We start from the raw sequence: 19,241 nt of genomic DNA on the forward strand, positions 1-19,241 counted from the left end.
TTGTACGATCGTTCACACTTTGGCTAAAAGTTAAAAATGCGGGCCAGAGAAAAATATTTAAACATTTATTCACCTTTTGGCTACTTATTGTTTGAAATCACGGGGGCGCACCGTATAATTTGACCGCTTTTTGATGCTTGACTCTAAGTCTTAAAGAACGTTTTATACGACACGCGGCATACCTCGAAGTGAGCAGGAGTAAAAACGTGATGTCTGTGTCGCTCGTGAGTCGAAACGTTGCTCGTAAGCTTCTGTTCATTCAGTTTCTGGCGGTAATAGCAAGTGGATTGCTGTTTTGCCTCAAAGACCCCTTCTGGGGCATCTCCGCAGTATGTGGGGGATTGGCAGTGGCACTGCCTAATATGTTGTTTATGATATTTGCCTGGCGTCACCAGGCGCATACACCTGCTAAGGGCCGCGTGTCCTGGACTTTCGCCTTCGGTGAAGCCTTCAAGGTGTTAGCGATGCTGGTTTTACTGGTGGTGGCGTTGGCGGTTTTAAAGGCGGTGTTTTTGCCGCTGATCGTTACGTGGGTTTTGGTGCTGGTGGTTCAGATACTGGCGCCGGCTGTAATTAACAACAAAGGGTAAAAGGCATCATGGCTTCAGAAAATATGACGCCGCAGGAATACATAGGACACCATCTGAATAACCTTCAGCTGGACCTGCGTACTTTCTCGCTGGTGGATCCGCAGAACCCCCCAGCCACCTTCTGGACGCTCAATATTGACTCCATGTTCTTCTCGGTGGTGCTGGGTCTGTTGTTTCTGGTGATGTTCCGTAGCGTTGCTAAAAAAGCGACCAGCGGCGTGCCAGGCAAGTTTCAGACCGCGATTGAGCTGATAGTCGGCTTTGTGCATGGCAGCGTCAAAGACATGTACCATGGCAAAAGCAAGCTGATTGCGCCGCTGGCCCTGACGATTTTCGTCTGGGTATTCCTTATGAACCTGATGGACTTACTGCCTATCGACCTGCTGCCGTATATCGCTGAGCATTGGCTGGGTCTGCCGGCAACGCGCGTGGTGCCGTCTGCTGACGTCAACATCACCCTGTCGATGGCGCTGGGCGTATTCATCCTTATTCTGTTCTACAGCATCAAAATGAAAGGCATCGGCGGCTTCGCAAAAGAGTTGACGCTGCAGCCGTTCAATCACTGGGCGTTCATTCCTGTCAACTTAATCCTTGAAGGGGTAAGTCTGCTGTCCAAACCGGTTTCTCTCGGTCTGCGACTGTTCGGCAACATGTATGCCGGTGAGCTGATTTTCATTCTGATTGCTGGTCTGTTGCCGTGGTGGTCACAGTGGATTCTGAATGTGCCGTGGGCCATTTTCCACATCCTGATTATTACGCTGCAAGCCTTCATTTTCATGGTTCTGACGATTGTCTATCTGTCGATGGCGTCCGAAGAGCATTAATTTACCAACACTACTACGTTTTAACTGAAACAAACTGGAGACTGTCATGGAAAACCTGAATATGGATCTGCTGTACATGGCTGCCGCTGTGATGATGGGTCTGGCGGCAATCGGTGCTGCGATCGGTATCGGCATCCTCGGGGGTAAATTCCTGGAAGGCGCGGCGCGTCAACCTGATCTGATTCCTCTGCTGCGTACTCAGTTCTTTATCGTTATGGGTCTGGTGGATGCTATCCCGATGATCGCTGTAGGTCTGGGTCTGTACGTGATGTTCGCTGTCGCGTAGTAAGCGTTGCTTGAATTAAGAGCAATATCAGAAGGTTAACTAGATAGAGGCATTGTGCTGTGAATCTTAACGCAACAATCCTCGGCCAGGCCATCGCGTTTATTCTCTTTGTCTGGTTTTGCATGAAGTACGTATGGCCGCCGTTAATGGCAGCCATCGAGAAACGTCAGAAAGAAATTGCTGACGGTCTCGCTTCTGCTGAACGAGCACATAAGGATCTTGACCTTGCAAAGGCCAGCGCGACCGACCAGCTGAAAAAAGCGAAAGCGGAAGCTCAGGTAATCATCGAGCAGGCAAACAAACGCCGCGCTCAGATCCTGGACGAAGCCAAAACTGAAGCAGAGCAGGAACGTACTAAAATCGTGGCGCAGGCGCAGGCGGAAATTGAAGCCGAGCGTAAACGCGCCCGTGAAGAGCTGCGTAAGCAAGTTGCTATCCTGGCTGTTGCTGGCGCCGAGAAGATCATCGAACGTTCCGTGGATGAAGCTGCTAACAGCGACATCGTGGATAAACTTGTCGCTGAACTGTAAGGAGGGAGGGGCTGATGTCTGAATTTGTTACGGTAGCTCGCCCCTACGCCAAAGCAGCTTTTGACTTTGCCGTTGAACACCAAAGTGTAGAGCGCTGGCAGGATATGCTGGCGTTTGCCGCCGAGGTAACCAAGAACGAACAAATGGCAGAGCTTCTCTCTGGCGCGCTGGCGCCGGAAACGCTCGCTGAGTCGTTTATCGCAGTCTGCGGTGAGCAGTTAGACGAAAACGGTCAGAACCTGATTCGGGTGATGGCTGAAAATAATCGTCTGAACGCGCTCCCGGATGTTCTGGAGCAGTTTATTCATCTGCGTGCCGCCAGTGAAGCTACCTCCGAGGTAGAAGTTACGTCGGCAACCGCATTGAGTGAAGAGCAGCTTTCGAAAATCAGCGCCGCGATGGAAAAACGTCTGTCACGCAAAGTGAAGCTGAATTGCAAAATCGATAAGTCTGTAATGGCAGGCGTTATCATCCGGGCGGGTGATATGGTCATTGATGGCAGCGTACGCGGCCGTCTTGAGCGCCTTGCAGACGTCTTGCAGTCTTAAGGGGACTGGAGCATGCAACTGAATTCCACCGAAATCAGCGAACTGATCAAGCAGCGCATTGCTCAGTTCAATGTGGTGAGCGAAGCTCACAACGAAGGTACTATTGTTTCTGTCAGTGACGGTGTTATCCGCATTCACGGCCTGGCCGATTGTATGCAGGGTGAAATGATCTCCCTGCCGGGTAACCGTTACGCTATCGCACTGAACCTGGAGCGCGACTCCGTGGGTGCGGTAGTCATGGGTCCATACGCTGACCTTGCCGAAGGCATGAAGGTTAAATGTACGGGTCGTATCCTGGAAGTTCCGGTTGGCCGCGGCCTGCTGGGACGTGTGGTAAACACCCTGGGTGCGCCAATCGACGGTAAAGGTCCGGTTGATAATGACGGCTTCTCTGCCGTTGAAGCGATTGCGCCGGGCGTTATCGATCGTCAGTCTGTCGATCAGCCGGTGCAGACCGGCTATAAAGCCGTTGACTCCATGATCCCAATCGGTCGTGGTCAGCGTGAACTGATCATCGGTGACCGTCAGACCGGTAAAACCGCGCTGGCTATCGACGCCATCATCAACCAGCGCGACTCCGGCATCAAATGTATCTATGTCGCTATCGGCCAGAAAGCGTCCACCATCTCTAACGTGGTGCGTAAACTGGAAGAGCACGGCGCGCTGGCTAACACCATTGTTGTGGTGGCGACCGCGTCCGAATCCGCTGCGCTGCAATATCTGGCGCCGTATGCCGGTTGCGCAATGGGCGAATACTTCCGTGACCGCGGCGAAGATGCGCTGATCATTTACGATGACCTGTCTAAACAGGCTGTTGCTTACCGTCAGATCTCCCTGCTGCTCCGTCGTCCGCCAGGACGTGAAGCATTCCCGGGCGACGTATTCTACCTCCACTCTCGTCTGCTGGAGCGTGCTGCGCGTGTTAACGCTGACTACGTCGAAGCCTTCACTAAAGGTGAAGTGAAAGGGAAAACCGGTTCACTGACTGCGCTGCCGATTATCGAAACGCAGGCAGGTGACGTTTCCGCGTTCGTTCCGACTAACGTAATTTCCATTACCGATGGTCAGATCTTCCTGGAATCTAACCTGTTTAACGCCGGTATCCGTCCTGCGGTTAACCCGGGTATCTCGGTATCCCGTGTAGGTGGCGCAGCCCAGACCAAGATCATGAAAAAACTGTCCGGTGGTATTCGTACCGCGCTGGCGCAGTATCGTGAACTGGCGGCGTTCTCTCAGTTTGCATCCGACCTTGACGATGCCACCCGTAAACAGCTTGACCACGGTCAGAAAGTGACCGAACTGCTGAAACAGAAACAGTATGCGCCGATGTCCGTCGCGCAGCAGTCTCTGGTTCTGTTCGCAGCAGAACGTGGTTATCTGGCGGATGTTGAACTGGCGAAAATCGGTAGCTTCGAAGCCGCACTGCTGGCTTACGTCGACCGTGATCACGCTCCGCTGATGCAAGAGATCAACCAGTCCGGTGGCTATAACGACGAAATCGAAGGCAAGCTGAAAGGCATCCTCGATTCCTTCAAAGCAACCCAGTCCTGGTAACGTCTGGCGGCTTGCCTTAGGGCAGGCCGTAAGGCATTGAGGAGAAGCTCATGGCCGGCGCAAAAGAGATACGTAGTAAGATCGCAAGCGTCCAGAACACGCAAAAGATCACTAAAGCGATGGAGATGGTCGCCGCTTCCAAAATGCGTAAATCGCAGGATCGCATGGCGGCCAGCCGTCCTTATGCAGAGACCATGCGCAAAGTGATTGGTCACCTTGCGAACGGTAATCTGGAATATAAGCACCCCTACCTGGAAGAGCGCGACGTTAAACGCGTGGGCTACCTGGTAGTGTCGACCGACCGTGGTTTGTGCGGTGGCTTGAACATTAACCTGTTCAAAAAGCTGCTGGCGGATATGAAGGCATGGTCCGATAAAGGCGTTCAGTGCGAACTCGCAATGATCGGCTCTAAGGGCGTGTCATTCTTTAATTCCGTAGGCGGCAACGTTGTCGCTCAGGTGACAGGTATGGGGGATAACCCTTCTCTGTCCGAACTGATCGGTCCGGTTAAAGTGATGTTGCAGGCCTACGACGAAGGCCGTCTGGACAAGCTTTACATTGTCAGCAACAAATTTATTAACACCATGTCTCAGGTGCCGACGATCACTCAACTGCTGCCGCTGCCGGCGTCAGAAGATGATGATCTGAAGCGTAAAGCCTGGGATTACCTGTATGAACCAGACCCGAAAGCGCTGCTGGATACTCTCCTGCGTCGTTATGTGGAGTCTCAGGTTTATCAGGGCGTGGTAGAAAACCTGGCCAGCGAGCAGGCCGCACGAATGGTGGCGATGAAAGCCGCAACCGATAATGGCGGCAGCCTGATTAAAGAGCTGCAGTTGGTATACAACAAAGCTCGTCAGGCCAGCATTACTCAGGAACTCACCGAGATCGTCTCGGGGGCCGCCGCGGTTTAACCAGGTTATTTCGTAGAGGATTTAAGATGGCTACTGGAAAGATTGTCCAGGTAATCGGCGCCGTGGTCGACGTCGAGTTCCCTCAGGATGCCGTACCACGCGTGTACGATGCCCTTGAGGTGCAGAATGGTAATGAGAAGCTGGTGCTGGAAGTTCAGCAGCAGCTTGGCGGCGGTATTGTGCGTACCATCGCGATGGGGTCTTCTGACGGTCTGCGTCGCGGTCTGGATGTAAAAGATCTCGAACACCCGATCGAAGTCCCGGTAGGTAAAGCTACGCTGGGTCGTATCATGAACGTCCTGGGCGAACCGGTCGACATGAAAGGCGAGATCGGCGAAGAAGAGCGTTGGGCGATTCACCGCGCAGCGCCTTCCTACGAAGAGTTGTCAAACTCTCAGGAACTGCTGGAAACCGGTATCAAAGTTATCGACCTGATGTGTCCGTTCGCGAAGGGCGGTAAAGTCGGTCTGTTCGGTGGTGCGGGTGTAGGTAAAACCGTAAACATGATGGAGCTTATCCGTAACATCGCGATCGAGCACTCCGGTTACTCTGTGTTTGCGGGCGTAGGTGAACGTACTCGTGAGGGTAACGACTTCTACCATGAAATGACCGACTCCAACGTTATCGATAAAGTATCCCTGGTGTATGGCCAGATGAACGAGCCGCCGGGAAACCGTCTGCGCGTTGCATTGACCGGTCTGACCATGGCGGAGAAATTCCGTGACGAAGGTCGTGACGTACTGCTGTTCGTCGATAACATCTATCGTTACACTCTGGCCGGTACGGAAGTATCCGCACTGCTGGGTCGTATGCCTTCCGCGGTAGGTTACCAGCCGACTCTGGCGGAAGAGATGGGCGTTCTGCAGGAACGTATCACCTCCACCAAGACCGGTTCTATCACTTCCGTACAGGCGGTATACGTACCGGCGGATGACTTGACTGACCCGTCTCCAGCCACCACCTTTGCGCACTTAGATGCAACCGTGGTACTGAGCCGTCAGATCGCATCCCTGGGTATCTACCCGGCCGTTGACCCGCTGGACTCCACCAGCCGTCAGCTGGATCCGCTGGTTGTTGGTCAGGAACACTACGACACCGCGCGTGGCGTTCAGTCCATCCTGCAGCGTTATCAGGAACTGAAAGACATCATCGCCATCCTCGGTATGGATGAACTGTCTGAAGAAGATAAACTGGTGGTAGCTCGCGCGCGTAAAATTCAGCGCTTCCTGTCCCAGCCGTTCTTCGTGGCGGAAGTATTTACCGGTTCTCCGGGCAAATACGTCTCCCTGAAAGACACCATCCGTGGCTTTAAAGGCATCATGGAAGGCGAATACGATCACCTGCCGGAGCAGGCGTTCTACATGGTCGGTTCCATCGACGAAGCCGTGGAAAAAGCCAAAAAACTTTAACGCCTTAATCGGAGGGTGATATGGCAATGACTTACCACCTGGATGTCGTCAGCGCGGAGCAACAAATGTTCTCCGGTCTGGTCGAGAAAATCCAGGTTACGGGTAGCGAAGGCGAACTGGGGATTTACCCGGGGCACGCGCCGCTGCTCACCGCCATTAAGCCTGGTATGATTCGCATCGTTAAACAGCACGGTCACGAAGAGTTTATCTATCTGTCCGGCGGCATTCTGGAAGTGCAGCCTGGCAGTGTGACCGTTCTGGCGGATACCGCGATTCGCGGTCAGGATCTCGACGAAGCGCGAGCCCTGGAAGCGAAGCGTAAAGCCGAAGAGCACATTAAGAGCTCGCACGGTGACGTGGATTACGCTCAGGCGTCTGCGGAACTGGCCAAAGCGATCGCTAAACTGCGCGTTATCGAGTTGACCAAAAAAGCGATGTAACACCGGCTTGAAAGCATAAAACCAGTCTGATTGCGGACTGGTTTTTTTTTATCCTCTCAATTTTTATTCGATAAACTAGCAACGACAAAAACAAGCGGCTGAAGGCGACGCGTTTTCAGCGACAGCGCTGTTTTCATTAAATCTTTCTTTCTGTTATTGGCATCTGCACATTGTGCGAAGAAGGAAGGAATGGATGCGTTTTTATTGCATAAAATGAGGGATTATTACTATGTCATTTCAGCCATCCTTTGCGGGTCCACAACCCGACTCAAGGATTGATCGTACTACCTTTATTCGTCGCGCTTATCTTCATCTCGCCGTCGCCATCGTCGGTTTTATCGTATTGAGCGCGGCGTGGAGTTTTATAGGGGTCGGGGAGTATGCGCTTGATGTGCTGCTGGCTGGTGGAAGATATAGCTGGTTGGTTGTTCTCGGCGCTTTTATGCTGGTGGGAATGCTGGCAACCCGTCTGGCGGATAATGCGGGGACTAATCAAACGCAACTTATCGGGCTGGGGATTTATGTGTTGGCAGAATCCCTGATTTTTGCCCCCCTGTTAACGGTGGCGGCGTATATTAACCCGTCGAGTATTGGCGCGGCGGCAATAACGACCCTGTTGCTGGTCGGCGGCCTGACGTTTACCGCTTTTTCCATAAAAAAAGACTTTTCTTTTCTGCGCTCGTTTCTGACTATGGCTGGGTTCATTGCTTTTGGCGCGATTATTGCCAGCGTCATCTGCGGCTTCTCGCTGGGTGTCTGGTTTTCTGCGCTAATGGTACTGCTGTGTGCCGGGTTTATACTTTACGATACTTCTAACATTATTCACCATTACCCTACCGATCGCCCTGCTGGCGCGGCATTACATCTGTTTGCTTCTATCGCGACCATGTTCTGGTATATTTTGCGGATTTTTATGTCGCGTAATTAAGTAAAAAATACGCGCAACGGAAAACCAGCGGCCTCTGTCGCTGGTTTTTGCTTTTCTGACTCCCCTGCGCTTTATTACGTTATCTTCTTTATTTATGGAGTAAAAAAACAGCAAAAACATCGGACTACGTTGCCAATACGCGGGTGTTTTTACTTTTCAGGAGACAAGAGGCGCGGTAATGAACGAAAATGATTCATTAGCAGGCGGGGTTTTTATCCCGGTGAGCGTTTTATCCTTCTTCCATTTTACGATGAAAAAAATGTAGTATTTTCAACGTGAAACAGTATAAATTCGTTCTCAAATTACAGTCAGGACGCGTATGTTAAATAGTGCTATGAGCGTAGTGATCCTTGCCGCAGGTAAAGGCACGCGCATGTATTCCGATATTCCTAAAGTGCTGCACACGCTGGCGGGTAAACCCATGGTGCAGCATGTCATTGATGCAGCTACTAAATTAGGGGCCGCACAGGTTCATCTGGTCTATGGCCACGGTGGCGAGTTGTTAAAACAGACCCTGAAAGATGACAAGCTAAACTGGGTGCTTCAGGCGGAACAGTTGGGAACAGGTCACGCAATGCAGCAGGCCGCGCCCTTCTTTAGCGACGATGAAGATATTTTAATGCTTTACGGCGACGTGCCGCTGATTTCGGTTGAAACCTTACAGCGCCTGCGCGATGCCAAACCGCAGGGTGGTATTGGGTTATTAACCGTGAAGCTGGACGATCCGAGCGGCTATGGCCGTATTACGCGTGAAAACGGTAAAGTGACCGGCATCGTTGAACATAAAGACGCCACTGATGAACAGCGTCAGATCCAGGAAATTAACACCGGTATTCTGATCGCCAACGGCGCGGACATGAAACGTTGGTTGTCTAAGCTGACTAACAATAATGCGCAGGGTGAATATTACATCACTGATATCATTGCGCTGGCTTATCAGGAAGGACGAGAAATCGCCGCGGTGCATCCGGCTCGCATCAGCGAAACGGACGGCGTGAATAACCGTCTACAGCTTTCTCGTCTGGAGCGTATTTACCAGGCCGAACAGGCGGAGAAACTGCTGTTATCCGGTGTTATGTTGCGCGATCCGGCACGTTTTGATCTTCGCGGCACCCTTCATTGTGGAATGGATGTGGAAATTGACGCTAACGTTATCATCGAAGGTTATGTAACGCTCGGTCACCGCGTGAAGATCGGCGCGGGCTGCATTATTAAAAACAGCGTTATTGGCGATGACTGCGAAATTAGCCCATACAGCGTGGTGGAAGATGCGCATCTGGAAGCGGCCTGCACCATCGGTCCGTTTGCTCGCCTGCGTCCCGGCGCGGAGCTGTTAGCGGGCGCTCACGTCGGCAATTTCGTTGAAATGAAAAAAGCGCGTCTCGGTAAAGGTTCTAAAGCCGGCCATCTGACCTACCTGGGCGATGCGGAAATTGGCGACAACGTGAATATCGGCGCGGGGACCATCACCTGTAACTATGATGGCGCGAACAAATTCAAAACGGTTATTGGCGACGATGTGTTTGTCGGCTCCGATACCCAACTGGTGGCGCCGGTTACTGTTGGTAAAGGGGCCACCATCGCCGCAGGGACTACCGTCACCCGTAATGTAGCCGACAATGAACTGGTATTAAGCCGCGTGCCGCAGGTGCATAAGCAAGGCTGGCAGCGTCCGGTGAAGAAAAAGTGATTTTGTAGGTCGGATAAGCGTCAGCGCCATCCGGCAGACCGGAGATGAGAGGATAAAATAATCCTCCGCTCCATGAGCAGTACTTATAAAAATAACCCCACTCTCTACAAGGCTCGGGGCGCCCGCAACGACGGGCATACAGGTCAGCGACAACGCATGGCGTAATGCCATAATCAGGAAATAAAACTATGTGTGGAATTGTTGGCGCTATCGCGCAGCGTGATGTAGCTGAAATCCTTCTCGAAGGTTTACGTCGTCTGGAATACCGCGGATATGACTCTGCCGGTCTGGCCGTGGTGGATGCAGAAGGTCATATGACCCGCCTGCGTCGCCTCGGTAAAGTCCAGATGCTGGCTCAGGCAGCGGAAGAACATCCTCTGCATGGCGGCACTGGTATTGCTCACACTCGCTGGGCGACGCACGGTGAACCTTCAGAAGCTAACGCGCATCCGCATGTTTCTGAACACATTGTGGTGGTGCATAACGGCATCATCGAAAACCATGAACCGCTGCGTGAAGCGTTAAAAGCGCGTGGCTATACCTTCGTTTCTGAAACCGACACCGAAGTGATTGCACACCTGGTAAACTGGGAACTGAAACAGGGCGGTACTCTGCGTGAGGCTGTTCTGCGTGCTATCCCGCAACTGCGTGGTGCGTACGGTACAGTGATCATGGATACCCGTCACCCGGATACCCTACTGGCGGCACGTTCTGGTAGCCCGCTGGTGATTGGCCTGGGTATGGGCGAAAACTTTATCGCTTCTGACCAGCTGGCGCTGTTGCCAGTGACTCGTCGCTTTATCTTCCTTGAAGAGGGCGATATCGCTGAAATCACTCGCCGTTCGGTAAATATCTTCGATAACACCGGCGCGGAAGTAAAACGTCAGGATATCGAATCTAATCTGCAATATGACGCGGGCGATAAAGGTATTTACCGCCACTACATGCAGAAAGAGATCTACGAACAGCCGAACGCGATCAAAAACACCCTTACCGGGCGCATCAGCCACGGTGAGGTGGATTTAAGCGAGCTGGGACCGAACGCCGATGATCTGTTGTCGAAGGTTGAGCATATTCAGATCCTCGCCTGCGGTACGTCTTACAACTCCGGTATGGTTTCCCGTTACTGGTTTGAATCGCTGGCAGGTATTCCGTGCGACGTTGAAATCGCCTCTGAATTCCGCTATCGCAAATCTGCCGTGCGCCGTAACAGCCTGATGATCACGCTCTCCCAGTCTGGCGAAACGGCAGATACCCTGGCTGGCCTGCGTCTGTCGAAAGAGCTGGGATATTTGGGCTCTCTGGCCATTTGTAACGTGCCGGGATCTTCGCTGGTGCGTGAATCCGATCTGGCGCTGATGACCAACGCGGGTACGGAAATTGGCGTAGCATCTACCAAAGCCTTCACCACCCAGTTAACCGTGCTGTTGATGCTGGTGGCGAAACTGGCGCGTCTGAAAGGTCTGGATACGTCCATTGAGCATGATATCGTGCATGGCCTACAGGCGCTGCCGAGCCGTATTGAGCAGATGCTGTCGCAGGACAAACGTATCGAAGCCCTGGCGGAAGATTTCTCTGACAAACACCATGCGCTGTTCCTGGGGCGTGGCGATCAATATCCGATTGCACTCGAAGGCGCGCTGAAGCTGAAAGAGATCTCTTACATTCACGCGGAAGCCTATGCTGCAGGCGAGCTGAAACACGGGCCGTTGGCGCTGATTGACGCCGATATGCCGGTGATTGTGGTGGCGCCGAACAACGAACTGCTGGAGAAACTGAAATCCAACATCGAAGAAGTTCGCGCACGTGGCGGTCAGTTGTACGTCTTCGCCGATCAGGATGCGGGTTTCGTCAGCAACGACAACATGCACATCATCGAGATGCCGCATGTGGAAGAGGTCATTGCGCCTATCTTCTACACCGTTCCGCTGCAACTGCTGGCGTATCACGTGGCGCTGATTAAAGGCACCGACGTTGACCAGCCGCGTAACCTGGCGAAATCGGTGACGGTAGAGTAAGTACAAATGTTGCACCAGGCAGAAGGCCGTCGACAGACGGCCTTTTTTTGTGCGCTGTGACAGGCGCTGTTCTTTCTCTATGGTGGCTGAAGAGCGACTAAGAGGTGCTACGCCTGCCTGCGCTACGGGCACCCGGTCACATTCTCTTCTTTAAGGCCCTGGCTCAATCCAGGTGGATCGGAAATCAAACCATCCCAGGTTATTCAGGTGGATCCCCCTGGCCCGGTCGGGGCCTTTGAGTCGCATCCAGTGGTGAAAAAGCGGCTGTAGCCAGCCTGAACGGGTGGTTTCCCTGACCAGTTGTTCCGCGCTGATGGTTTCGGCATGCCACTGGGTTTCCCATTGGGCCAGCAGCGCATCATCCCCACCGCTGATGGCGTGGCGCAGTAAAGGGGAGCCCAGCAGCCATGTACCGACGTTCCACTCTTCGGGAATGGGGAAATTGACCGTCCCCAGCCAGAGATCCACATTGGCTTTGCCATTCGCCCAGTCATCATAATTCAGCTCCACGCCCTCAAGTAAAATGCCCTGCTGGCGCATGATCTCTTGCATGATATCCAGGAGCATCGGAAATTCAGGGTGCTGATCGTGATAGGCCAGACGCAGTTTTGCGTAGGGCGACGACGAGATAAAAGGTGAACAGGCTGGGCCCGCCTCAATAGTATGAAACCAGGAGGACAGTAGGCTGCCGCCCGGTACCCAGAAGGGGCGAATTGCCTCACTCAGATGCTGGAGTAAGGCGTAAGGGCTGAGTGTTTCCCGCAGCCAGCGGCGATGTTCGGCGGTATGCCAGTGCGGAGAGCGACTGTCGCATAATAAAAAATAGCCTCCACGCTCAAGAAACATCTCGCGCAGGTTGTCAGAAGGTTTGCCTGATACCTGGCTAAGCCGTCCGGAAACGTAATCCTCATCGCTCAGGCTGGAACTGAGCCAGGCTGCCGTGTCGTTATCCGACAGCGATTCCGCCAGGTTATCTGTCTCCGTTAAATTCGGCCAGATAAAGACCTCCACTTCATCCAGCAGCCCGCGCAGACCGAAATAGTGGTCAAAGGCCTTCATTTGCAGATGAAAGCCATTGTTTTCCACCACCTCATAAGGGCCAGTTCCCACGGGATGTGCCGGGAAATCAGCGCGTTGTGTATGGTCAGGCGGTAGGATCATGGCATCAATATGACTGAGCAGCAGCGGCAGTCGGTTATCCGGGTGCGCCAGCGTAATTTCAAGGCTCAGCGGCCCGGTGGCCTGAATGGTCTGCAAGTGCGAGAACAACGGCAGCTTAGCGCTGCGGGTCAGTGAAGCGATAACCGCGTCGATCGTCAGCTCCTGACCATCATGCCAGAGGACGGCGGGGCGCAGATAAAAACGCCAGCGCAGTGGATCAATCTGCCGCCAGTGGTGGGCAAGATCGGCTTCGACTTCACCTTTTTCCTCATTTATGCGCGTCAGGCCGCTAAAAATCTGCCTGACCAGATGCTGCTCAGAGCGACGCAACGGTATGCCGGGGCACAGCGACGGCATTGTCCGGTAATAGGGGATGCACAGCCGCTGATAGTCTGCCCGCACGCTATAGCCCAGCTTTGAACGCAACAGTTGCGCTACCTGGTGCTTATTTTTACCCAGCAGTTGAATGGCCTGATCAACATGACCAGACTCCAGTAACTGCTCCGCCTTTTCGCTTAACAGCTGTTCTGGTTTATAGCGCAGGTGAAGCCGGGCGCGATGCCCACGTCCGGCCTGTGATTGCCAGATGAGCCACTTTGCCTCCTGCATCTGAAGCAACAGATTACGCATATGCCGCCGGGTGCAGAACAACACATCCGCCAGCTCCTGTAGCGTCACGCTAACGGGCTTATCGCCATAGTGCTGGAGTAGCTTTAAGTATTTTTGTTCAGTGTGCCGGGTTGCCATAAAAGATGAAATTTCCCGAACGGGAATGAGCAATTTTTAATATCCCCTTTTTAGCCGATGATTTTCTCTATCGCAACTTCTATGAGGATTCATCATGACAAAGCGCATTAATAAAGACACTCAGGTCTGCATGTCCCTGGCTGCACGCCCAAGTAACTTCGGTACACGCTTTCACAACTATCTGTACGAAGCGCTGGATCTCAATTATCTCTACAAAGCTTTCTCGCCGACCGATCTTACGCAGGCCATTAGCGGCGTGCGCGGTCTGGGGATCCGTGGGTGCGCGATCTCTATGCCGTTTAAAGAAGCCTGCATTCCGCTGGTGGATGAACTGGATGCTTCTGCTCAGGCCATTCACTCAGTTAATACCATTGTGAATACCAATGGCCATCTGAAGGCGTACAACACCGATTACATTGCAATAGCTCGCTTGCTGGCGAATTACAAGGTCTCTCCCGACCTGGTGTTTGCTTTGCGTGGCAGCGGTGGTATGGCAAAGGCGGTGGCCTGCGCGCTGAAGGATGCGGGGTTTACCCGTGGTTATATTGTCGCGATTGATGAAGTGTCAGGTAAACAACTGGCCGAACTCTATGGCTATGAATGGCGCCCGGATACCGACGGTATTGAAGCCGATTTGTTAATTAACGCCACGCCTATCGGAATGGCTGGCGGTAATGATGCCGACAAACTCTCTTATTCCGAACAGGAAGTGGATAAGGCGAGCGTTATCTTTGATGTGGTGGCGCTACCGCCCGTCACACCGCTGATCCGCTACGCCCGTGAACGCGGTAAAACCGTGATTACCGGTTCCGAAGTGTTTGCTATTCAGGCCGTGGAGCAATTTGTCCTTTATACCGGGATTCGCCCGGATGACGCGCTGTTCCAGAAAGCCGCGGCCTGGTCACGTCTGTAACATTTTTTCCCGCTTTTTCTTTAAATTAAAAGAACAGGGTACCCTACTATGACTAAAAAAATTGTTGCTGTGACGGCCTGTCCGACGGGCGTCGCCCATACCTTTATGGCGGCAGAAGCGTTGGAAATTGAAGCCCGCAAGCGTGGTGACTGGATCAAGGTTGAAACTCGCGGTTCCGTCGGGGCGAAGAACACGCTGACCGCGGAAGAGATAGCGCAAGCGGATGTGGTGATTATCGCGGCGGATATTGAGCTGGATCTGTCAGGCTTTGTTGGCAAAAGACTCTATCGCACCAGTACCGGCGCGGCGCTAAAAAAGAGTGCGCAGGAAATGGATAATGCTTTCAATAGCGCCGAGGTCTATCAGGGGAGTGCCGGGCGATCTTCTTCAGCTGGTAAAACAGAGCTACCTGGCGTTTATAAGCATTTAATGACCGGCGTATCCCATATGCTTCCTTTGGTGGTGGCGGGAGGGTTGTGTATCGCACTCTCTTTTGTCTTCGGTATCCAGGCCTTCAACGAGCCGGGCACGCTGGCGGCTGCGTTATTTCAAATTGGTGGTAAGGCGGCCTTTGCGCTGATGGTGCCGGTACTGGCTGGGTTTATTGCCTTCTCAATTGCCGATCGTCCGGGCCTGGCCCCGGGGCTTATCGGCGGGATGTTGGCCAGCCTGTGCGGCGCTGGTTTCCTGGGAGGGATTGTGGCCGGTTTTCTGGCCGGTTACAGCGTACGGTTTCTGGCGCAAAATATTAAGCTGCCAGCGTCAATGGAAGCGCTTAAGCCGGTACTGGTTCTGCCGCTACTGTCTACGCTGATTACCGGCCTAATCATGATTTACGTGGTGGGTGGCCCGGTGTCTGCGGTGATGGAAGGGCTGACGACGTTCCTGGGGAATATGACCTCTACGAATGCTATCTTGCTGGGAATGTTGCTGGGCGCAATGCAAGGTTTTGACCTTGGTGGGCCGGTGAATAAAGCTGCGTATACCTTCGGCGTCGGTTTACTGGCTTCTCATTCGTATATGCCGATGGCGGCCATTATGGCGGCAGGGATGGTACCGGCATTAGGAATGGGCGTCGCGACTTGGGCGGCCAGAGCGAAATTCACTGCCTCTGAGCATGAAGCGGGTAATGCATCTTTTATCCTGGGGCTATGCTTTATCTCTGAAGGGGCGATTCCCTTCGCCGCGCGTGACCCGATGCGCGTGATCCCTTCCACCATGGTCGGTGGCGCAATCGCCGGGGGACTGTCCATGTATTTCGGTTGTACACTGATGGCGCCACACGGTGGTCTCTTTGTCCTGGCGATCCCGCATGCGGTAGAACATGTGATGCAGTACCTGCTCTCGATTGCCCTGGGCACTATTGCCTGCGGCCTGATGTACGCGCTGTTGAAACCGTCTGAGGTTGCGCAAACAGTCTAATTCATCTCCCCCTGCAGGCTGGTCTGGTGTCTCCCCGGGCCAGCTTTTTTTATTTCCATTGTCATCAAACCGTCATAATCAAGACATATAACTGTCATCAATTTGTCCTATTTTGCTCATCGTAGCAACTCAAACAACGATTTACCGAAACCGTGCAGGAGACATTATGAAAGTTATGCGTACCACTGTCGCAACTGTTGTCGCCGCGACCTTATCGATGAGCGCGTTCTCTGCCTTTGCAGCAGCAAGCCTGACAGGTGCCGGTGCAACGTTTCCTGCGCCGGTGTATGCCAAATGGGCGGATACCTACCAGAAAGAAACCGGTAACAAAGTCAATTACCAGGGGATAGGCTCTTCCGGCGGCGTGAAACAAATCACCGCGAATACCGTTGATTTTGGCGCTTCCGATGCGCCGCTGTCTGACGAAAAACTGAATCAGGAAGGCCTGTTCCAGTTCCCGACGGTGATCGGCGGCGTGGTGCTGGCGGTGAATATTCCAGGCCTCAAATCCGGCGAACTGGTGCTGGATGGTAAAACGCTGGGTGACATCTACCTCGGTAAAATCAAAAAGTGGGATGATGAAGCCATCACCAAATTGAACCCAGGCGTGAAGCTGCCTTCTCAGAACATCGCTGTGGTGCGTCGCGCTGACGGTTCCGGTACCTCCTTCGTGTTCACCAGTTACCTGGCGAAAGTCAACGACGAGTGGAAATCGAAAGTGGGCGCGGGTTCTACCGTGAACTGGCCAACCGGCCTAGGCGGTAAAGGTAACGACGGCATCGCGGCATTTGTACAGCGTCTGCCAGGCGCTATTGGCTACGTTGAATACGCTTATGCCAAGCAGAACAACCTGGCCTACACCAAACTGGTTTCTGCCGACGGCAAGCCGGTAAGCCCGACGGAAGAGAGCTTCTCTAATGCGGCGAAAGGCGCAGACTGGAGCAAAACCTTCGCGCAGGATCTGACCAACCAGAAAGGTGACGATGTGTGGCCAATCACCTCCACCACCTTTATCCTGGTCCACAAAGCGCAGAAGAAACCTGAGCAGGGTGCTGAAGTGTTGAAGTTCTTCGACTGGGCCTACAAAAATGGCGCTAAGCAGGCGAATGATCTGGACTACGCCAGCCTGCCGGATAACGTTGTTGAGCAGGTTCGTACCGCCTGGAAGACCAGCATAAAAGACAGCAACGGTAAGGCGCTGTATTAATTAACGAATTGGCGGATGGCGCTACGCTTATCCGCCCTACGGTTTCGACCGCAGGCCCACGTTGTAGGCCGGATAAGCGTAGCGCCATCCGGCAGGGGCAACGTCGTAAAACGCGTTTAATGGAAAGAGTAATTTATGGCTGCAACCAAGCCTGCTTTTAACCCGCCGGGTAAAAAAGGCGACATGATTTTCAGCGCGCTGGTAAAACTGGCTGCGCTGATTGTGCTATTGATGTTGGGCGGTATTATCGTCTCATTGATCATCTCCTCCTGGCCAAGTATTCAGAAATTTGGTTTCTCATTTCTTTGGACTAAGGAATGGGACGCGCCAAACGATATCTACGGCGCTCTGGTGCCCATTTATGGCACGCTGGTGACCTCCTTTATCGCACTGCTGATCGCCGTTCCGGTCAGTTTCGGCATTGCCCTGTTTTTAACCGAGCTGGCGCCAGGCTGGCTAAAGCGTCCGCTCGGCATCGCCATTGAACTGCTGGCGGCAATTCCCAGTATCGTGTACGGCATGTGGGGGCTGTTTATCTTCGCGCCGCTGTTTGCGACGTACTTCCAGGAGCCGGTCGGCAATATTCTTTCCAACATTCCGTTTGTCGGCGCGCTGTTCTCCGGCCCGGCCTTTGGTATCGGCATTCTGGCGGCGGGCGTCATCCTCGCCATCATGATCATCCCCTACATTGCGGCGGTTATGCGCGACGTCTTCGAGCAAACGCCGGTAATGATGAAAGAGTCCGCTTACGGTATCGGCTGTACTACCTGGGAAGTTATCTGGCGTATCGTGCTACCGTTCACCAAAAATGGCGTGATCGGCGGCATTATGCTGGGGCTGGGCCGTGCTCTGGGTGAAACGATGGCGGTCACTTTTATCATCGGCAACACTTACCAGCTCGACAGCGCGTCGCTGTATATGCCGGGCAACAGCATCACTTCCGCGCTGGCGAACGAATTCGCTGAGGCGGAATCGGGTCTGCACGTGGCAGCGTTGATGGAACTGGGGCTGATCCTGTTTGTGATCACCTTTATCGTCCTGGCGGCGTCTAAGTTCATGATTATGCGTCTGGCGAAGAACGAGGGAGCACGTTAATGGCTACGCTTGATATGCAGAACACCGCGCAGCTCGCGGAATCCCGTCGCAAGATGCAGGCGCGTCGCCGCATGAAGAACCGTATCGCACTAACGCTCTCAATGGCGACGATGGCATTTGGCCTGTTCTGGCTGATCTGGATTTTGATGTCCACCATCACGCGTGGTATCGACGGGATGTCGCTGGCGCTGTTTACCGAAATGACGCCGCCGCCGAACACGGCGGGCGGCGGGCTGGCGAACGCCCTGGCGGGGAGTGGATTATTGATTCTCTGGGCTACCGTATTGGGTACGCCGCTGGGGATTATGGCCGGGATCTATCTGGCGGAATATGGCCGTAAATCCTGGCTGGCGGAAATCATTCGCTTTATTAACGACATTCTGCTTTCCGCGCCGTCAATTGTTGTGGGGCTGTTTGTTTACACCATCGTGGTGGCGCAGATGCAGCACTTCTCCGGCTGGGCAGGGGTGATTGCGCTGGCGCTGTTGCAGGTACCGATCGTTATCCGTACCACTGAAAACATGCTCAAATTGGTGCCGGATAGCCTGCGTGAAGCCGCTTATGCGCTGGGTACGCCGAAGTGGAAGATGATTTCCGCGATTACGCTGAAAGCCTCTATCTCCGGCATTATGACCGGTATCCTGCTGGCTATTGCGCGTATTGCCGGCGAAACGGCGCCATTGTTGTTTACCGCGCTCTCCAACCAGTTCTGGAGCACCGACATGATGCAGCCGATCGCCAACCTGCCGGTGACCATTTTTAAATTCGCGATGAGCCCGTTTGCCGAATGGCAACAATTAGCCTGGGCGGGCGTGCTGATTATTACCCTGTGCGTACTGCTGCTGAATATTCTGGCGCGTGTTGTTTTCGCGAAGAAAAAACACGGTTAAAGACATTGTAGGCCTGATAAGCGTAGCGCCATCAGGCATTATTTTACGGCGTGGCGGATGCGGCGCTGGATGAGG

18 protein-coding genes are annotated in these 19,241 nt (G+C 53.4%); 17 read left to right on the forward strand and 1 reads right to left on the reverse strand.

Features of this window, described 5'->3' with window-relative positions; genetic code table 11:
- Positions 1 to 209: 209 nt before the first annotated feature.
- From atpI to glmS, 12 genes are all read left to right on the forward strand, one after another.
- Positions 210 to 590 carry a F0F1 ATP synthase subunit I gene (gene atpI / locus ACLJNW_RS22185; RefSeq protein WP_000116685.1) on the forward strand — a complete coding sequence of 127 codons (381 nt, stop codon included), beginning with the start codon at positions 210 to 212 and terminating at the stop codon, positions 588 to 590.
- Between the two features lie 8 nt (positions 591 to 598).
- The gene (gene atpB, locus ACLJNW_RS22190; protein WP_000135632.1) at positions 599 to 1,414 is read left to right on the forward strand and encodes a F0F1 ATP synthase subunit A; all 816 of its coding nucleotides are present in this window, start codon (positions 599 to 601) and stop codon (positions 1,412 to 1,414) included.
- A gap of 46 nt (positions 1,415 to 1,460) precedes the next feature.
- A complete protein-coding gene (atpE, locus tag ACLJNW_RS22195) occupies positions 1,461 to 1,700 on the forward strand; it encodes a F0F1 ATP synthase subunit C (protein WP_000429386.1) in 240 nt (79 codons plus the stop codon).
- Between the two features lie 59 nt (positions 1,701 to 1,759).
- Entirely contained in the window at positions 1,760 to 2,230 is a 471-nt protein-coding gene (gene atpF / locus ACLJNW_RS22200; protein ID WP_001052212.1) for a F0F1 ATP synthase subunit B, read from the forward strand.
- A gap of 14 nt (positions 2,231 to 2,244) precedes the next feature.
- The gene (gene atpH, locus ACLJNW_RS22205) at positions 2,245 to 2,778 is read left to right on the forward strand and encodes a F0F1 ATP synthase subunit delta (protein ID WP_001288957.1); all 534 of its coding nucleotides are present in this window, start codon (positions 2,245 to 2,247) and stop codon (positions 2,776 to 2,778) included.
- A 12-nt stretch (positions 2,779 to 2,790) separates the two neighbouring features.
- A complete protein-coding gene (gene atpA, locus ACLJNW_RS22210) occupies positions 2,791 to 4,332 on the forward strand; it encodes a F0F1 ATP synthase subunit alpha (protein ID WP_001176751.1) in 1,542 nt (513 codons plus the stop codon).
- A gap of 50 nt (positions 4,333 to 4,382) precedes the next feature.
- Positions 4,383 to 5,246 carry a F0F1 ATP synthase subunit gamma gene (gene atpG, locus ACLJNW_RS22215; protein ID WP_000896506.1) on the forward strand — a complete coding sequence of 288 codons (864 nt, stop codon included), beginning with the start codon at positions 4,383 to 4,385 and terminating at the stop codon, positions 5,244 to 5,246.
- Between the two features lie 26 nt (positions 5,247 to 5,272).
- Entirely contained in the window at positions 5,273 to 6,655 is a 1,383-nt protein-coding gene (atpD, locus tag ACLJNW_RS22220; protein ID WP_000190499.1) for a F0F1 ATP synthase subunit beta, read from the forward strand.
- 20 nt (positions 6,656 to 6,675) lie between these two features.
- On the forward strand, positions 6,676 to 7,095 hold the full coding sequence (locus ACLJNW_RS22225; RefSeq protein WP_001251971.1) for a F0F1 ATP synthase subunit epsilon: 420 nt from the start codon (positions 6,676 to 6,678) through the stop codon (positions 7,093 to 7,095).
- Between the two features lie 229 nt (positions 7,096 to 7,324).
- Positions 7,325 to 8,023 carry a Bax inhibitor-1 family protein gene (locus tag ACLJNW_RS22230; protein WP_000009908.1) on the forward strand — a complete coding sequence of 233 codons (699 nt, stop codon included), beginning with the start codon at positions 7,325 to 7,327 and terminating at the stop codon, positions 8,021 to 8,023.
- 319 nt (positions 8,024 to 8,342) lie between these two features.
- Positions 8,343 to 9,713: a bifunctional UDP-N-acetylglucosamine diphosphorylase/glucosamine-1-phosphate N-acetyltransferase GlmU gene (gene glmU, locus ACLJNW_RS22235; RefSeq protein ID WP_000934854.1), complete on the forward strand. Its 1,371-nt coding sequence runs from the start codon at positions 8,343 to 8,345 to the stop codon at positions 9,711 to 9,713.
- A 188-nt stretch (positions 9,714 to 9,901) separates the two neighbouring features.
- Positions 9,902 to 11,731, forward strand: coding sequence for a glutamine--fructose-6-phosphate transaminase (isomerizing) (gene glmS, locus ACLJNW_RS22240; protein WP_000334052.1), 1,830 nt, complete (start codon positions 9,902 to 9,904; stop codon positions 11,729 to 11,731).
- Positions 11,732 to 11,881: 150 nt separating this feature from the next.
- Here glmS and ACLJNW_RS22245 read toward each other — a convergent pair whose 3' ends face one another.
- Positions 11,882 to 13,639 carry an SgrR family transcriptional regulator gene (locus tag ACLJNW_RS22245; RefSeq protein ID WP_023204422.1) on the reverse strand — a complete coding sequence of 586 codons (1,758 nt, stop codon included), beginning with the start codon at positions 13,637 to 13,639 and terminating at the stop codon, positions 11,882 to 11,884.
- 94 nt (positions 13,640 to 13,733) lie between these two features.
- Here ACLJNW_RS22245 and ACLJNW_RS22250 point away from each other — a divergent pair, with 94 nt between their 5' ends.
- The 5 genes from ACLJNW_RS22250 to pstA all read left to right on the forward strand — a co-directional run bounded on the left by ACLJNW_RS22250 (position 13,734) and on the right by pstA (position 19,166).
- On the forward strand, positions 13,734 to 14,552 hold the full coding sequence (locus ACLJNW_RS22250; protein WP_023204423.1) for a shikimate 5-dehydrogenase: 819 nt from the start codon (positions 13,734 to 13,736) through the stop codon (positions 14,550 to 14,552).
- Positions 14,553 to 14,600: 48 nt separating this feature from the next.
- Positions 14,601 to 15,974 (forward strand): fructose-specific PTS transporter subunit EIIC, encoded by a 1,374-nt coding sequence (locus tag ACLJNW_RS22255; RefSeq protein ID WP_023204424.1) that lies wholly within the window; start codon positions 14,601 to 14,603, stop codon positions 15,972 to 15,974.
- A 166-nt stretch (positions 15,975 to 16,140) separates the two neighbouring features.
- Positions 16,141 to 17,181 carry a phosphate ABC transporter substrate-binding protein PstS gene (gene pstS / locus ACLJNW_RS22260; RefSeq protein ID WP_000867131.1) on the forward strand — a complete coding sequence of 347 codons (1,041 nt, stop codon included), beginning with the start codon at positions 16,141 to 16,143 and terminating at the stop codon, positions 17,179 to 17,181.
- Between the two features lie 135 nt (positions 17,182 to 17,316).
- Positions 17,317 to 18,276 carry a phosphate ABC transporter permease PstC gene (gene pstC, locus ACLJNW_RS22265; RefSeq protein ID WP_000741630.1) on the forward strand — a complete coding sequence of 320 codons (960 nt, stop codon included), beginning with the start codon at positions 17,317 to 17,319 and terminating at the stop codon, positions 18,274 to 18,276.
- Positions 18,276 to 19,166, forward strand: a complete 891-nt coding sequence (gene pstA, locus ACLJNW_RS22270; protein WP_000212197.1) for a phosphate ABC transporter permease PstA — start codon at positions 18,276 to 18,278, stop codon at positions 19,164 to 19,166. Before pstC ends, pstA begins: the two co-directional genes overlap by 1 nt.
- The last annotated feature ends 75 nt before the right edge of the window (positions 19,167 to 19,241 follow it).

Origin of the sequence: Salmonella sp. SAL4457, assembly GCF_046548235.1 — a bacterium.
Classification (GTDB): domain Bacteria; phylum Pseudomonadota; class Gammaproteobacteria; order Enterobacterales; family Enterobacteriaceae; genus Salmonella; species Salmonella enterica.